Here is a 15,318-nt window from a genome sequence, read left to right as displayed (position 1 = left end):
CCGCTCAGTCTGAGAGGAGCTCGGACAGCTGGGGGGAGTAGGCGCGGTGCAGGACGAGGGCCGCGCCGCCGACCGCGGCGGCGTCGGCACCGAGCGGCGACAGGATGACCTCGACCGGGCGGATGGTTCTCGACATCACGCGCGCGGCGACGGCCCGGGCAGCGGCGTCGGTGTAGCGCTGCCCGAGCTCGCGGATGCTGGGGCCGCCGAGGATGACGAGATCGACGTCGGTGATGTTGACGACGTTGACGACCGCGGTTGCGACGTAGTCGGCGGCTTGGGCCAGCACACTGGCCGCCAGTGGGTCGCCGGCAATCGCGGCGGAGTCGATCGCCCGCAGGTCGACCGACTCGGGGACCGCGCGGAACCGCCGGTCCAGTGAACTCGCGCTGCCTGCCTGCAGCCGGCGATGGGTCTCGGAGACGATCGCGGCGGGCCGGGCGACCGTCTCCAGGCAGCCCCGGTTGCCGCAGGTGCACGGCAGACCGTCCTGTACGACGGACATGTGGCCGAACTCGCCGCTGTTGCCCGAGCCACCCCGGTAGACCTGCTGGTTGAGGATCAGGCCGCCACCGATGCCGGTACCGAAGAAGAAGTAGGCGAAGTTGGCGACGCCGCGACCCGATCCGGCCCAGCGCTCGCCGACCGCGGCGGCCGACGCGTCGTTGTCCAGCGTCACCGCCAGACCGGTGGCCTCGCTCAGCAGCCGGGCCATCGGGACCCGGCCCCAGTGCTGCAGCTGAGCCGGCGAGACCACGACGCCCTCTTTGCGGTCGAGTGGACCTGGGGTCGCCAGACCGAGACCGAGGACGCTGTCGGGGGAGACCTCGGCGAGCCTGAGGACCTCCTCGACCAGCTTCGCCATCGCTGCGATGACCTGATTCGGAGCTGTCCCCGGCGCGATCAGCATACGCTGAGTAACCAAGGGTTGACCGAGCAGATCCACCACGACACAGGTCAGCTCGGCCGGATCGAAGTGCAGCCCGATGGCCCGGCCGGCGTCGGCGTTGACCCGCAGAATGGTCCGCGGCTTGCCCGCGCTGTACTCCCGGCTGGCCCCGTCCTCGCGCACGATGCCTTCGTCAATCAAACGCCTGACGATGCCGGAAACCGCTTGCGGGGTTAGGCCGGTGTGCTGGGCGATCTCCTGTCGGGTGACGCCGTCGGCACGCTGGATCCGCTCCAGCACGACCGCTTGGTTGTAGCGGCCGACCTTGGGGAGATTCGTTCCTGCTTGACGCACCCGTTGACCCTCCAGATCACTGATCGACGCCAGTCTCCCTCAGACCGTTGACTAAGTAAATCAATTGGATTTACAGTCCTCGCCACAGGCAGTGATCGACAGGACTTGCGGGGATCAGTGATGCCAATGCCAGACCGGGACGCTCCGGTTCTGCTCGAAATGCGCGATATCACCAAGACGTTTCCTGGTGTGAAGGCGCTCGCCGACGTCAACCTGGTGGTGAACGAGGGCGAGATCCACGCGATCTGCGGGGAGAACGGTGCTGGAAAATCAACGCTGATGAAGGTGCTCAGCGGCGTCTATCCGTACGGTGACTACAGCGGTGAGATCCGTTACCGAGGTGTTGAGGCGCGGTTCGCCGACATCCGGGCCAGTGAGAACGCCGGGATCGTGATCATCCACCAGGAGCTGGCACTGATCCCGGGGATGTCGATCACCGAGAACATCTTCCTCGGCAACGAGCCGCGGACGGGTCTGGCCATCGACTGGAAGACCGCTCAGCGCCGCGCGCTGGAGCTGATGAAGCTGGTCGGCCTCAAGGAGGACCCGGACACGCTCATCAAGGACATCGGCGTCGGCAAGCAGCAGCTGATCGAGATCGCCAAGGCGTTCGCGAAGGACGTCAAGCTGCTCATCCTCGACGAGCCGACCGCCGCGCTGAACGAGTCCGACTCCCGGCAGCTGCTCGACCTGCTGCGCGACTTCCGGACCCAGGGCATCACCTCGATCATCATCTCGCACAAGCTGAACGAGATCGAGGCGGTCGCCGACCAGATCACGATCCTGCGCGACGGCAAGACGATCGAGACCCTCGATGTCTTGGCCGACGGTGTGAACGAGGACCGGATCGTCCGCGGGATGGTCGGCCGCGACATGAGCAGCCGCTTCCCCGACTACACGCCGAATATCGGCGAGGTCTTCTTCGAGGTCCGCGACTGGACCGTGCGGCACCCGATCACCGACCGCCTCGTCACCAAGCACGCCAACTTCTCCGTACGGCGGGGTGAGGTCGTCGGATTCGCCGGCCTGATGGGCGCCGGGCGGACCGAGCTGGCGATGAGCCTGTTCGGCCGCTCCTACGGCACCTGGCTGGGTGGCCAGGTCTTCAAGGACGGCCGGGAGATCCGGCTGCGGACGGTGTCGGAGGCCATCGAGCACGGCCTGGCCTACGTCAGCGAGGACCGCAAGGCGATCGGCCTGAACCTGCTCGACGACATCAAGACCTCGATCGTGGCAGCCAAGCCGGCCAAGGTCGCACATCACGGTGTCATCGACGAGGTGGCCGAGCACCAGGCTGCCGAGTCGTACCGCCAGGAGCTCCGGATCAAGACGCCGTCGGTCGACGAGGGTGTCTCGAAGCTGTCCGGCGGCAATCAGCAGAAGGTGGTGCTGGCCAAGTGGATGTTCAGCGACCCGGACCTGCTGATCCTCGACGAGCCGACCCGCGGGATCGATGTCGGGGCGAAGTTCGAGATCTACGGGATCATCCACAAGCTTGCCGAGGAAGGTAAGGGTGTCGTGGTGATCTCCTCGGAACTGCCGGAGCTGATCGGCCTGTGTGACCGGATCTACACCGTGTTCGAGGGCACAATCACCGGTGAGGTCGTGCGCGCGGAGGCCGACCCCGAACGTCTGATGAAGCAGATGACCACTACGAAGAAGACGGCGTGATGAGCGGACTCCAAGACCTCAAGAAGAACCTCTTCGGAGGTACCACCACTGTCGGCCGCCAGTTCGGCATGATCTTCACCCTGGTGGCGATCGTCCTGCTGTTCGAGGTCCTGACCGACGGCCTCACGCTGACATCGGGCAACCTGATCGCGGTCGTCAGCCAATACTCCTACATCCTCATCCTGGCGATCGGGATGCTGATGGTGATCGTTGCCGGACACATCGATCTGTCGGTGGGCTCGGTGGCCGCGTTCGTCGGGATCGTGGTCGCCAAGTCGATCGCGCACTTCGGCATCCCGTGGCCGCTCGGGATCGTGCTGGGCCTGGTGGTCGGCGCGCTCATCGGTGCCTGGCAGGGTTTCTGGGTCGCCTATGTCGGCGTCCCGGCGTTCATCGTGACGCTGGCCGGCATGCTGCTGTTCCGTGGTGGCAACCAGTTCATCGGCAACGCCGACACCGTTCCGGTCCCGGAGGGCTTCCGCACGATCGGCGCGGGCTACCTGCCTGAGGTCGGGCCCGCCACCGGCTACAACAACCTGACGCTGCTGCTCGGCCTGATCGGTTGTCTCGCAGTGGCGTGGCGTGAGTGGCAGTCCCGGAAGACCCGGCAGGAGATGGGCGCCGCGCCCGCTCCGCTGTGGATCTCGGGTCTGCGGCTGGCCGTGATGGTCGGCGTCATCGTCTTCGCCACCCTGCGGTTCGCCGGTGGCCGGGTCGGCACCAGCCTGCCGGTCTCGGGCATCATCCTGATCGGCCTGGTGCTGATCTACTCCTTCTACACCCGCAACACGGTCTCCGGCCGGCGCATCTACGCGGTCGGCGGCAACGCCCGCGCCGCCGAGCTGTCCGGGGTGAAGCTGCAGCGGGTCAACTTCTTCGTCATGTGCAACATGGGGATCCTGGCCGCCCTGGCCGGAATGATCTTCGTGGCTCGATCCGCGGCCTCCGGTCCGCAGGACGGCCTGAGCTGGGAGCTCGACGCGATCGCCGCCGTCTTCATCGGTGGCGCCGCGGTCTCGGGTGGTCTCGGTACCGTCAGCGGCTCGATCGTCGGTGGTCTGGTGATGGCGCTGCTCAACAACGGTCTGCAGCTGATGGGTGTCGGTGTCGACCTGGTCCAGATGATCAAGGGCCTGGTACTGCTGCTCGCCGTCGCGATCGACGTCTACAACAAGAGTCAGGGCCGGTTCTCGATCATCGACTCGCTCACTCGTCCGTTCCGTCGTGCGGAGGTACCGGCTGCGGTGCCTGCGGCAGACGCGCCCCGGCAGAACGACAAGACCCCGGCCGCCAGCTGAGGTTTCCAACGCCCGCGAAAGCGGACACTCCTGCCGGACTTCGTCCGGTGGGAACCCACGAAAGGTATCCACGATGTACAAGATCATCACCAAGGCGGTCGCGGTCGGTGCCGTCGCCGTACTCGCACTCGGCGCAGCCTCCTGCGGGAACTCCCGCGAGGGCGAGAACAAGCCCGGCGACGCGCCGGCGGCCAAGGGCTTCGCGGCCGACTCCCTGATCGGCGTCGCACTGCCGTCGAAGACCTCGGAGAACTGGGTGCTCGCGGGCGACCTGTTCACCAACGGCCTCAAGGAAGCCGGCTTCAAGGGCGACGTCCAGTACGCCGGTGCGTCGACGACCGTCGCCGACCAGCAGGGCCAGATCTCGTCCATGGTCACCAAGGGCGCGAAGGTCATCGTCATCGGTGCGACCGACGCGGCGCAGCTGTCCACCCAGGTCAAGCAGGCCAAGGAGGCGGGCGTCACCGTCATCGCCTACGACCGCCTGATCACCAACACGCCGGACCTGGACTACTACATCGCGTTCGACAACTTCAAGGTCGGCCAGCTCCAGGGCCAGGCCCTGCTGGACGGCATGAAGGCCAAGAAGGCGACCGGCCCGTGGACCATCGAGCTGTTCTCCGGCTCGCCGGACGACAACAACGCCGGGGTCTTCTTCAACGGTGCGATGGAGGTCCTCAAGCCCCTCATCGACAAGGGTGACGTCATCGTCGGCTCGAAGCAGACCGACGTCAAGCAGACCGCCATCCAGGGCTGGAAGGCCGAGGGCGCCCAGCAGCGGATGGACTCCCTGCTGACCTCGACCTACACCAGTGGCAAGACCCTCGACGGCGTGCTGTCCCCGAACGACACCCTGGCCCGCGCGATCCTGACCTCGGTCAAGGGCGCCGGCAAGCCGCTCCCGGTCGTCACCGGTCAGGACTCCGAGGTCGAGTCGGTCAAGTCGATCATGGCCGGCGAGCAGTACTCCACCATCAACAAGGACACCCGCAAGCTGGTGTCCGAGACCATCAACATGGTCAAGGCGCTGCAGACCGGTGGGACCCCGACCGTCAACGACACCAAGTCGTACAACAACGGTTCCAAGGTCGTCCCGTCGTTCCTGCTGCCGCCGGTCATCGTGACCAAGGCCAACGCGGCCGAGGCCTACGCGAACGACCCGAAGCTGTCGGCCCTCACCAAGTAACACGGGGCAAGCAGTAACACTCTTCTGGTGAAGCGCCCGTCCTGGATCTCCAGGACGGGCGCTTTCTTGTGCCGGGACATTTGCGGCGACTGTGTACACCTGGGGACCGTGGACATGTGGTGAGGTGTCTTCGGTCCCGAGTTGGTGCCGGTACGGCGGATTGTCTCCGGGTGGTTCGCGGTTGGTCGGTAGTCCGTGGGTTGCGGTCGGCGGGGAATGTTGCGGTCAGCGGTGGGTTGGCGAGCGGCTCGGCCGGTGGCGTCTGGGGATGGCGGGTCGCCGCTGCGGCCGATTAACGGCGGCGTGGCTGGTCGTCGCGGTGGTTGGGCTGCTTGGCGAGGTCTGCGGTCGCGTGGCTCGTTGCTGGGGGTTGCTGGGCTGTGGTTGCCCCCTGAGATGGGGGGTTGCCCACTGAGAATCTGAGTGGGCAACCCCCTATGTGAGGGGTTATCCCCTAGGAGTGCTGTGCGCTGCTGTCTGGCGGGGGGCTGGGGAGCGCTACGTACCGGAATCGACAGGTAATACTCCCCGACCCTCCGGTAAACGGTCACCAATCCGGGCCCTTGCACTGACCCCGCCGAAGCTCAGAACCTCAACGAGCCCGGTCGCCGACCTCGCCATCCACCCCAGCCCCACCGCCGCAGCTAACGTCCGAAGAACCGGAGACCGTGCCCTCCGATCGTTCGGACGTTAGCGCGGCAGTGATTTAACGTCCGAAGAACCGGAGACCGTGCCCTCCGATCGTTCGGACGTTAGCGGGGCTAGCAGACCTGGGCGCCGGCAGGAACGTTGATGCCGGCGAACGCGCGCTGGATGCCGAGGCATTGCGCCGACCCGGCGCCGTACAGTTCCTTGGCGCTGAGGATTGCGCCGTTGCGGGCGGCGAGGTAGTTGCTCGACGACGTCAGTTTGGTGGTCAAGGTGCGGTACCAGACCTTCGCGGCGACATTGCGGCCGATGCCGGCGAACGTCGTACCGTTGCAGGAGGTGCTGTTGTAGGCAACGCCGTTGATCGACTTGGCGCCGGTGCCTTCGGCGGCCAGGTAGAACCAGTGGTTCAGCGGTCCGGACGAGTAGTGCGGGTCGAGGCCGCCGACGCTTGTGCTCCAGCAGTCGGCGCTGGAGCCGTCGGACGACGGCTTGTCCATACGGCGTAGCGGAGCGCCGGTGCCGAAGATGTCGACCTTCTCGCCGATCAGATAGTCGCCGAGGTCGGTGGCGTTGTTGGCGTACCACTCGACCATCGTGCCGAAGATGTCCGAGGTCGACTCGTTCAGGCCGCCGGCCTCGTTCGAGTAGTTCAGGTTCGCCGTGGCCTGCGTGACGCCGTGGCTCATCTCGTGACCGGCGACGTCGAGCGAGGTCAGCGGATGGACGTTGCCCGCGCCGTCGCCGTACGTCATCTGGGTGCCGTCCCAGAAGGCGTTGGCGTAGTTGCTGCCGTAGTGGACGCGCGACTTGGCGCCGACGCCGTTGTTGAAGATGCCGAGCCGGCCGTGCACGAACTTGTAGTAGTCCCAGGTGACCTGGGCGCCGAAGTGCGCGTCGACCGCGGCCGTCTGCACGTTGGTCGGCAGGCTGTTACCCCAGATGTCGTCGGCGTCGGTGAAGATCGCGTTCGTCGCCGCGTGGACGGTGTAGCCGTTGCCCCGGCTCGGGTCCTTCAGCAGATAGTTGGGGGCGACGTACGACGTTCCGAGCGACACGATCCCGGCGTACGTCGAATTGCCTTCGCCTGCCTTGATCTCGTCATCGCTGCCCAGTACGGCGCCTGTGTTCGCGTCGGTGTATGTGTGCAGCACGGACGGGGTCTGGTCGGGCTTCACGCTGCGGGTCACCACGTCGTACGCGAGCACTGGTTTGGTCGCCGTCACGTAGACGATCAGCTCGCCGTTCGCCGACTTGAGCTTCGGCTTCGTCGACTCCACCGCAACTGAACTCACCCCGCGGTTGTAGGTGGTCAGCTCCGCTTTCGCCTTACCCCGCTGGACAATCAGGTCACCACCGACGACCCGCAGTCCATCGAACGTGCGCTCGTACCGGACGAACTCGCCGCCGTCGGCGTCGCGCACGACATCACGCACCTGCCGCGCCTCACCCGCCGCGGCCACTCCAGCCGCCGGTACGACGGCCAGCCCAGACACCAGTAGCCCCCCGACTGCACCCACAGCCATCAGACGTCTTTTCACAGCACTGCTCCTCACGATTGGGACGGGAATCGTGAGGAGCACTGTGACGCCGGAGCGGCCGCCTGACAAGAGGTTGGTTACTCAATGCTTAGCTGTCATTACCGTTTGAAGTCGCTGTTTGGCAGGGATTACGGCGATGACCGGTACCCGGCGAAACGTTGACAACGATGGAACATCCCGGCAGGCTTTGCCAAACCTGTCTGGGGACAGGTGGTGAACCCGATCGGCTACGTCGATCGTTGTGTTCCCCCTTTGGTGGGTGGGGGATGTCTGGAGCCATGTCCTGGTGCCGGGCGTCGTCGGCTGCTTTCGCCTGCATGCCTGGTCCTTCTGCTTGTGATGGATCGGAGATCTGATGCGCGTTGCCCTCCTGACCACGACCCAGCATGGTCATCTGAATCCCTATATTCCGGTGATCAATGCACTGCAGGCAGCCGGGAGCGAGGTGGCGCTGCTGTTGCTCTCGGCTGACGGCGGCGCGCTTGACGACCAACGCCGCGAGGCCTTGGGCAAAGCGGAAGTGCATGCAATCGGCGAGGTCGCGATGGCGCCGTGGAGCGGTGAGCCGGCTGCGATCGGCCCGATGCTCCGGAAGTCGCCAGTGGCCGGCCGGACAGCTGAGGTTCTGCGCGAGCTTGCCCTGGACTTCGTGCTCGTCGACTCGTTGCCGGTCACCGCCGCGGCAATGGCCGGTGTGGAGGCGTCAGGCACGCCGTACGGGATGATCTGGGCCAACCTCGGGGGAGTTTGCCCGGCTGAGCATCGGCGCGGTCGTTGGGCGTACGACGAACAGGTCGGCAGTTATCTGACCGAGCACGGGGTGTTGTGGTCGACCAAGACGCATTCAGCGCGATCGCCGCTTCTCAACCTGATGCCGACGATTCCCGCGCTCGTCGGGGATGCCGGGGTGACCGACGACGGCGTTCAGCTGGTCGGGCTGCCGGGCGCGCCGGGGACCCGCGGCGACGAGGTCGCCTTCGCGGGGCTGGCCGAGCTCGACCCCGATCGGCCGGTCGTGTTCGTCTCCTTCGGCACGATCTTCTACCGGCGGCCGGAGCTGTTGCGTTCGGTGATTCTCGGGGCGGTGGCGACCGGTGCCCAGGTGATCGCGGCGGTGGGCGATCTCGCCGCGGAGCTGAAACTGCCTGACGAGGTGATCACCGCGCCGTACGTGCCGCAGCGTGAGGTGCTTGAGCGCGCCGATGTCTTCATCACCCATGGCGGCTACAACTCGGTCGCGGAGTCGATTCGGGCCGCGACGCCGATGCTGGTGATTCCGTTGGCTGTTGACCAGCCGATCCAGGCGACCTTCGTGACCAGCGCAGGCTTCGGTACGGCGCTCGATCCGGCCGAGGTGACCGAGGTGGCAGTCGCCGCTGCGGTCACCGGCCTGCTGGATCCGGCGTACGGGGAGCGGTTGCAGGCTGCTCAGCCGGAGTGCGGCGACTCCGCCGTACGGATTGCCGAGCTGGTTCTCGCCACGGTCAAGGGGGAGCAGTGACGATCGAATTGCAGCGGCCGGTGGACGACCGGATCGTGGTCGAGGACCTCGAGCAGCTTTCGTTCCGGGTGGATCGCCGCGCCTACACCGACGACGCGGTGGCCGCCGCGGAGATGACCAAGATCTTCGACCGCTGCTGGCTGTACGTCGGCCATGAGTCGGAGGTGCCCGAGTTGGGCTCCTACGTGTCCCGCGATGTCGGCAGCCGGCCGGTCGTGATGTCGCGCGGATCCGACGGGAAGATCCGGGTATTCGCGAACAGCTGCACACACCGCGGCGCGCTGATCTGTTCACAGCCGTCGGGGCAGGCCAAGTCGTTCCGCTGCCCGTACCACGACTGGACGTTCTCCAATCAGGGCGACCTTGTCGGCGTACCGATCCCGGACGGGTACGGGCCGAGCTTCCGGAAGGCGGACTTCGGCCTCGCGCAGCACCAGAGCGAAACCTACCGCGGTTTCGTCTTCGTCACCTTCGATCCGGAGCAGCAGCGCACGCTGCCGGAGTACCTGGCGGGCGCGACGGACTACCTCGACCTGATCGATGACCAGTCCGAGGTCGGGATGGAGGTGATCCAAGGCGCGCAGCTACACGGCGCCCGCGCCAACTGGAAGCTGATGATGGAGAACAGCGTCGACATCTACCACTTCCGGGCGCTGCACAAGCGCTATGTCAGCTATATGGAGTCGCTGGGATCGACCCCGCCCCGACGACGCGGTGGCTTCGGCAGCGCACTCGGTCTGGGGCACGGCGCCAACGAGCTGCCACCGGCGGCGGCCCGGCCGCTGGCCTACTGGACGCCGATGTTCGGGGAGGAGGTCCGGCCGCGGATCGAGGCGACGGCCGCCCGGTTCGTCGAGCGCTTCGGCGCCGAGCGCGCCGAACGGATCACCGGCACCAACCGCGCCGTACTGATCTTTCCCAACCTGATGATCATCGACGCGATCGCAATCACCATCCGCAAGATCGATCCGGTCGGCGCGGGCCAGATGGCGATCACTTCGGTGGCGCTGGCGCCGAAGGACGAGGACCCGGACATCCGGGAGCTCCGCAAGAGTCACTACCTGACGTTCCTCGGCCCGGCCGGCTTCGCGACGCCCGATGACATCGAGATCGTCGAGTCGTGCCAGCGCGGCTATCTCAACCGCACGGTTCGCTACTCGGATCTGTCCCGCGGCATGAACAAAGAGGTGCCGGAGACGACCGACGAGCTGCCCGCCCGCGAGTTCTGGCGGCAATGGGATCGGTTGATGCGCGATGAGGAGTCACGATGACGACCGAGCTGACGATCGACGTGCGGTTGTGGGATCAGGTGAGTCAGTTTCTGTTCCGAGAGGCGCGGCTGCTCGACGAGTGGCGCTTACTCGAGTGGTACGACGAGATGCTGACCGAGGACATTCGCTACGCGGTGCCGGCTACCGATGTACGCGGTGAGGTCGCCGGTGCGCTCGGACTCATCGAGGACGACGCGGCCCGGTTGCGGCAGCGGATCGAGCAGCTCCTCAACGACGAGGTGTGGTGTGAGAATCCGCGGTCGCGGACGAATCGGATGCTCAGCAATGTGGAGATCCTGACCGATCGCGGCACGCATCTCGACGTGGCGGCGAACCTGATCGTGCACCGGTTCGGGCATGGCCGCTCCGATGCGTACGTCGGGAAATGCCGGTTCGAGCTCGTTGCCGACGGCAACTCGTTCCGGATTCGGCAACGGGTCGTCGTACTGGATCATGAGACTTTGTACGAGCACGGGAAGCTCAGCATCATCCTGTGAGCGTCTCTGCCGAGGTCTCCCGGCTTCCGCGCGAGATCTATGTTCTCAGCGTTGTCGGCGGCTGCGTCATGCTCGGGCTGGGGCTCGTGCTCCCAGTGCTTCCGGTGTACGCCGCGACGTTCGGCGCCGGGCCTACCCAGATCGGAGTGCTTGTTGCGCTGTTCGCTTTGATGCGATTGGCAACGAGTCCGTTCTGTGGTCAGCTCGGGCGTCGCTTCGGCGAGCGGCGGGTCCTGGTCGTCGGCCTGCTGCTGTGCGCAGTTTCGTCTGCGCTGATGGCCTTTGCCGGTTCCTACGAGCAGTTGCTGCTCTTCCGCAGTCTCGGTGGCATCGGCTCGGTGCTCTTCTCGGTGTCCGCACTGGCGATGCTCCTGGCGATCGCCCCGGCCGATCAGCGCGGCCGCGCCAGTGCTGTCTTCGAGGCGGGCTTCCTGCTCGGTGGAGTCTGCGGGCCGGCGCTGGGCGGGCTCCTGGCGCTCGTCGCCTTGTCCACGCCCTTCCTCGTGTACGCCGTCCTGTTGCTGGCGGCCGCCGTACTGACGCTGGCTGTACTACGCACGAGTCGGACTGCTGGTGCGGAGGCAGGCCGAGAGGTGGTCGGTCTGCCGGTGCTGTTCCAGGACCGGCGCTATGTGGTGGCCTGCTTCGCGGCGTTGTCGCAAGGCTGGGTGCTGTTCGGGCTGCGCAGTGCGTTGGTCCCGACAGTGGTGGTCGCGTGGTCCCACGATGTGACGTTGGTCGGCTGGGCGTTCACGATCTCTGCTCTTGTCCAGGCGGCGCTGATCCTGCCGGCTGGGCGGATCGTCGATCGGGCCGGCCGTCGTCCCGCGATGATCGCCGGCACCGGGATCGCTGCCGCCGCGATCACGGGGTTGGTGGTCATCGACAGTTACGCCTGGCTCGTCGTACTGCTCAGCCTGTACGCCGCCGGGTCGGCGCTGCTGAATGCCGCACCGGCTGCGCTGATCGGTGATGTCGTGGCCGGCCGGGCCGGGAGCGGCGTCGCTGTCTTCTCGATGTGCACCGACATCGGCGCTGTCGTCGGACCGGTCGTGGTCGGACTCATCGCCGAGCGCGCGAGTATCGCGGCCGCCTTCGGCAGCGGCGCCGTACTGCTGATCGGCGCCTTCGTGGCGTCGTTGACGTTGGCAAGAATCCGCCCATCACGAGGGAGTGAACGATGAATCGGCACGAGCAGGGCAAGGCCATGTTCCAGCAGGTCTTCGGCCGCGAGCCACGCCCGGGCAACTACCCGGACTTCCTGGACATCACCGTCGACCACCTGTTCGGCGAGATCTGGACCCGCCCGCACCTGAGCGTCGAGGAGCGCGAACTGGTCGCGCTGACCGCGGTCACGCTGGCACGTACCGACTGGGAGTTGCGCGGTCACATCGGCGCCGCGCTGCATATGGGGATGTCACGCGAGAAGGTTGTCGAGGTCATCATTCAGCTCGCCTACTACGGCGGTTGGCCGGTCGCCAACAACGGACTGCGGGTCGCCCAAGAGGTCTTCGCCGAACTGGATGCCGAACATGACGACTGAACCGGCGCCACTCGACCCGGCGGAGAAGGTCGACCTGTGGCGGCAGCGGTACTTCGAAGCGCAGGCTGCGGCCGAGGAATTCATCCTGGGGGAGCACGGCGAGGAAGGCCTGACCGGCTGGATCGACGCGAACTCGCGCATCACGGCGCAGCTACTGCAGGCGCAACGGCCGGCGGGGGAGTCCGCCACCGATCACTTTATGGGCCGGCTGCAACGACAATTGTTGCTGTACGACTCGGCCGTGACGAGCGAGCCAGAGCCGACCGGAACGGTTCTGCGCAACGCCGACTGCGGGATCCTGCGGTATCGCAAACGCGCTGCGCGGGCGGGCGTCGTATTGACGTTCTCTTCGCCATGTCCTTATTGCCAGGAACTCAACACCGCCATCGCCGACCGCTATGTAGAACCCGAAGTGACGGTGTCCTGCGAGCAGTCGGGCGACGGGTGCACTTGGCGTGCGGAGTCTTCAGGCCCCGCAGCGGGGGCGGTCGGCTGATTGTGCAAGCGGTAGCAGCGCTCGGTCTCGAGCCTCAAGCGTCATGCCGAGCTGGCGACCGACGGCGACACACATGTCGTACGCCGCGGTCTGCGTGAGATCGGGGTGATCGCCTTGGGTGAAGCATGCGGAGGCGACGTTCTTGTTCTTCAGCCGGAGGTACCACGGGAACAACGACCCGAGGGCAGGCTCAGTCAGCATCGTTCGCGAATGCACGATCGTGCCCACGAGGAGATCGCCGAAAGGGCGGTGGCTGGCATTCATGAAGCTCTTCAAGCGCTCCTGGAAGATCTTCAGGATCGCAGGCACATTCCCTGCATACACAGGCATTGCGAGCAGCATCGCCTGGGCGCCATCGGCCATCGCGACCACCCGCTCGAAATCGTCCTCGATCGTGCACCGCCCGACCGCAGGGTCAAGACACGTGTCCTCGCCCTCACACATCTGGATGCGATGATCGATTAGCCGAATCCGCTGCACCTCCGCGTTGCCGACCTCTCTGACAACCCCATTGATCGCTGCCTCGAGCAGTGCATCCGTCATCGACGGCAAGCGTTTTTGCGTGCAGGACAACGCAATAATCTTCATCCGAAGACCTCCCCTGTCGCGTCAACCTACCCACAAAAAGCCACCGCCGAAACGGTTTGTGGCGAGTCAGTTGGGGCGGGGTTGGTGGTGCAGGCGGAGAGTGGAGACGCGCCCGGATTCGAGCCCGAGAACCCAGACAACCGAGGGCGGGCAGTGCTCAGGATCGTCGGGTGGGTTGATCAAATTGGCTTCCCAGACGACGTGGTTGCGGCTGGCAACAACCGAGGTGAGCTCGTGCCGGACGCCCGCGGTGAGGTCACGGTCCATGGCGGCGATCATGTCGTGATAGCCGACGGTGTGGCGGCCGGTCGGCCAGAACGTCTCGACGGTGGGTAGCCAGAAGGCGCCCAGGACGGAGCCCATCTCACCGGAGTACGGCGCCTTCAGGATGTCGAGCGCTTCCTGACGGCGCCGGGCGGTCAGGTCGGCGATGTCGTCGTGGGGCTGGGTGGCGGTGGCCAGGAGCGCTTCGGAGAGTTTGGTGCGCGCCTGGCTCAGGCGGCTACGGATGGTCCCGACCGGTACGCCGCAAAGTTTCGCGATCGTCTCGTAGGTCGTGGCCTCGGTGAAGTACCGCAGCATGACGGGCAGTTGCAGGGTGGGGGAGAGCTGGCCGATGGCGGTCCAGATCCAGTCGCGGCTGGCATGCGCATCGATGACCTGGGCCGGGTCGGCCTCCGTCGACGGGGGAGCGAAGACGCCGGGGTCGTCGACCGGGATCGCGGACCGGCCGCGTAGTTGCATCCGGCAAATATTGCGGACCAGCATCCGCAGCCAGGGACCGATCGCCTCGGGATCGCGGACCGTCCCGATCTGGCGCAGGGCTGTCAGACACGCCTCCTGGACAGCGTCCTCAGCCGCCGGCCGGTGCCCGTGGAAGGCCAGCGCAACCGCACGCATCGGCGCCTGATGCCGGGTCAGCAGCAGGCCGAGCGCCTCGACCTCGCCGCGCTGGGCAGCCCGCACCAGCTCCGCATCGGTCGCCTGGTCAGGCGCCGATTCGAGCAGGAGAGGGCTTACCACCCCTCCAAATTACCGGTTGGCAAAAATATCCGGTAGCAGAATCGAACTCTGCGACGGCCTGCTGCATCCTGCAGGCATGACATCTGACCTGAACCGTGCACAGCTGACCGCTCTGGCCGAACAAAGTGAGGCCGAGTTCATGTTTCAGTACGAGAGTGGCGCTCCGGCCGAGGCGGCGACCGCCCTGGGCATCAGCACCCACCGCCTCGGGGACGGCGTGGTCACCGTCATGCGCAACGACGTGACCGGCTACTGGAACAAGGCGCTCGGTTTCACCGCCATCACGGACAAATTGATCGGGCAGATCCTCGACATCTACCGCGCCGAGCAGGCGCCCATCGCTGCGCTGCAACTTGCCCCCGAGCTGCTCCCGGGAGACTGGGCCGAGATCGCCGCCAAGCACGGCCTGACCGAGGGCGGCAAGATCGTCAAGGTGATGGCGCCGATCGCGGACGTCCAGATCGAAGACGCCAAGACCGACCTACGCGTCGGGCCCGTCACGCCGGAAGACGCGGCCGAGTGGGGACGCCTGATCGTCAGCACCTTCGGGATGCCCCTGGGCGGCCTGGACGCGATGCTGGCCGCCAGCGTGACCCACCCCGGATTCCGCCCCTTCGCAGCCTGGGACGGCGATCAGCTGGTGGCCGGTGGCAACCTCTACCTCCACCAGTCGGCCGGCGTCGTCAACGCCGGCGCCACCCTCCCGACGTACCGGAATCGTGGCGCCCAGTCAGCCGTCATCGCCGCCCGCATCGCCGCCGCCCGCGACGCCGGCGTCGACTGGGTCATCGCCGAAGCCGGCCAGCCCGCCC

Annotated in this window: 14 protein-coding genes; 10 read left to right on the top strand and 4 right to left on the bottom strand. The window is 66.3% G+C overall.

Annotation, left to right across the window (positions count from 1 at the left end; all coding sequences use genetic code 11):
- Window positions 1-4 precede the first annotated feature (4 nt).
- Entirely contained in the window at window positions 5-1,243 is a 1,239-nt protein-coding gene (locus E1263_RS12745) for an ROK family transcriptional regulator (RefSeq protein ID WP_132167467.1), read from the bottom strand.
- A gap of 120 nt (window positions 1,244-1,363) precedes the next feature.
- Here E1263_RS12745 and mmsA point away from each other — a divergent pair, with 120 nt between their 5' ends.
- The 3 genes from mmsA to E1263_RS12730 all read left to right on the top strand — a co-directional run bounded on the left by mmsA (window position 1,364) and on the right by E1263_RS12730 (window position 5,398).
- Complete coding sequence (mmsA, locus tag E1263_RS12740; protein WP_272949659.1) at window positions 1,364-2,914, top strand: multiple monosaccharide ABC transporter ATP-binding protein; 1,551 nt, start codon at window positions 1,364-1,366, stop codon at window positions 2,912-2,914.
- Entirely contained in the window at window positions 2,914-4,212 is a 1,299-nt protein-coding gene (mmsB, locus tag E1263_RS12735) for a multiple monosaccharide ABC transporter permease (protein ID WP_132167466.1), read from the top strand. The genes mmsA and mmsB overlap by 1 nt, the downstream gene beginning before the upstream one ends.
- 73 nt (window positions 4,213-4,285) lie before the next feature.
- On the top strand, window positions 4,286-5,398 hold the full coding sequence (locus E1263_RS12730; protein WP_132167465.1) for a substrate-binding domain-containing protein: 1,113 nt from the start codon (window positions 4,286-4,288) through the stop codon (window positions 5,396-5,398).
- A 761-nt stretch (window positions 5,399-6,159) separates the two neighbouring features.
- On the opposite strand, the gene E1263_RS12725 is transcribed toward E1263_RS12730, so the two are convergent.
- Window positions 6,160-7,587: a M4 family metallopeptidase gene (locus E1263_RS12725; protein ID WP_238161209.1), complete on the bottom strand. Its 1,428-nt coding sequence runs from the start codon at window positions 7,585-7,587 to the stop codon at window positions 6,160-6,162.
- A gap of 355 nt (window positions 7,588-7,942) precedes the next feature.
- Here E1263_RS12725 and E1263_RS12720 point away from each other — a divergent pair, with 355 nt between their 5' ends.
- Genes E1263_RS12720 through E1263_RS12695 form a run of 6 tightly spaced genes read left to right on the top strand, consistent with a single transcriptional unit; the run spans window position 7,943 to window position 12,895 of the window.
- Window positions 7,943-9,088 (top strand): nucleotide disphospho-sugar-binding domain-containing protein, encoded by a 1,146-nt coding sequence (locus E1263_RS12720; protein WP_132167464.1) that lies wholly within the window; start codon window positions 7,943-7,945, stop codon window positions 9,086-9,088.
- Complete coding sequence (locus tag E1263_RS12715; RefSeq protein WP_202868851.1) at window positions 9,085-10,359, top strand: aromatic ring-hydroxylating oxygenase subunit alpha; 1,275 nt, start codon at window positions 9,085-9,087, stop codon at window positions 10,357-10,359. The genes E1263_RS12720 and E1263_RS12715 overlap by 4 nt, the downstream gene beginning before the upstream one ends.
- Window positions 10,356-10,856: an aromatic-ring-hydroxylating dioxygenase subunit beta gene (locus tag E1263_RS12710; protein WP_132167463.1), complete on the top strand. Its 501-nt coding sequence runs from the start codon at window positions 10,356-10,358 to the stop codon at window positions 10,854-10,856. Before E1263_RS12715 ends, E1263_RS12710 begins: the two co-directional genes overlap by 4 nt.
- Window positions 10,853-12,040 (top strand): MFS transporter, encoded by a 1,188-nt coding sequence (locus tag E1263_RS12705; RefSeq protein ID WP_132167462.1) that lies wholly within the window; start codon window positions 10,853-10,855, stop codon window positions 12,038-12,040. The genes E1263_RS12710 and E1263_RS12705 overlap by 4 nt, the downstream gene beginning before the upstream one ends.
- Entirely contained in the window at window positions 12,037-12,399 is a 363-nt protein-coding gene (locus E1263_RS12700; RefSeq protein WP_132167461.1) for a carboxymuconolactone decarboxylase family protein, read from the top strand. The genes E1263_RS12705 and E1263_RS12700 overlap by 4 nt, the downstream gene beginning before the upstream one ends.
- Window positions 12,389-12,895, top strand: a complete 507-nt coding sequence (locus tag E1263_RS12695) for a hypothetical protein (protein WP_132167460.1) — start codon at window positions 12,389-12,391, stop codon at window positions 12,893-12,895. Before E1263_RS12700 ends, E1263_RS12695 begins: the two co-directional genes overlap by 11 nt.
- Here the strand turns inward: E1263_RS12695 and E1263_RS12690 are convergent.
- Window positions 12,866-13,483, bottom strand: coding sequence for a flavodoxin family protein (locus tag E1263_RS12690; RefSeq protein ID WP_132167459.1), 618 nt, complete (start codon window positions 13,481-13,483; stop codon window positions 12,866-12,868). The genes E1263_RS12695 and E1263_RS12690 overlap by 30 nt on opposite strands.
- 66 nt (window positions 13,484-13,549) lie before the next feature.
- The gene (locus E1263_RS12685) at window positions 13,550-14,506 is read right to left on the bottom strand and encodes an RNA polymerase sigma factor (RefSeq protein ID WP_132167458.1); all 957 of its coding nucleotides are present in this window, start codon (window positions 14,504-14,506) and stop codon (window positions 13,550-13,552) included.
- 76 nt (window positions 14,507-14,582) lie between these two features.
- Between E1263_RS12685 and E1263_RS12680 the strand changes: the two genes are divergently transcribed.
- Window positions 14,583-15,318, top strand: a 736-nt coding sequence (locus E1263_RS12680) for a GNAT family N-acetyltransferase (protein WP_132167457.1), incomplete at its 3' end; no start/stop codon positions are given.

Source organism: Kribbella antibiotica (assembly GCF_004349055.1).
GTDB lineage: Bacteria > Actinomycetota > Actinomycetes > Propionibacteriales > Kribbellaceae > Kribbella > Kribbella antibiotica.
The sequence above is the reverse complement of the archived record's forward strand: the minus strand, read 5'-3'. Positions and strand labels throughout refer to the sequence as shown.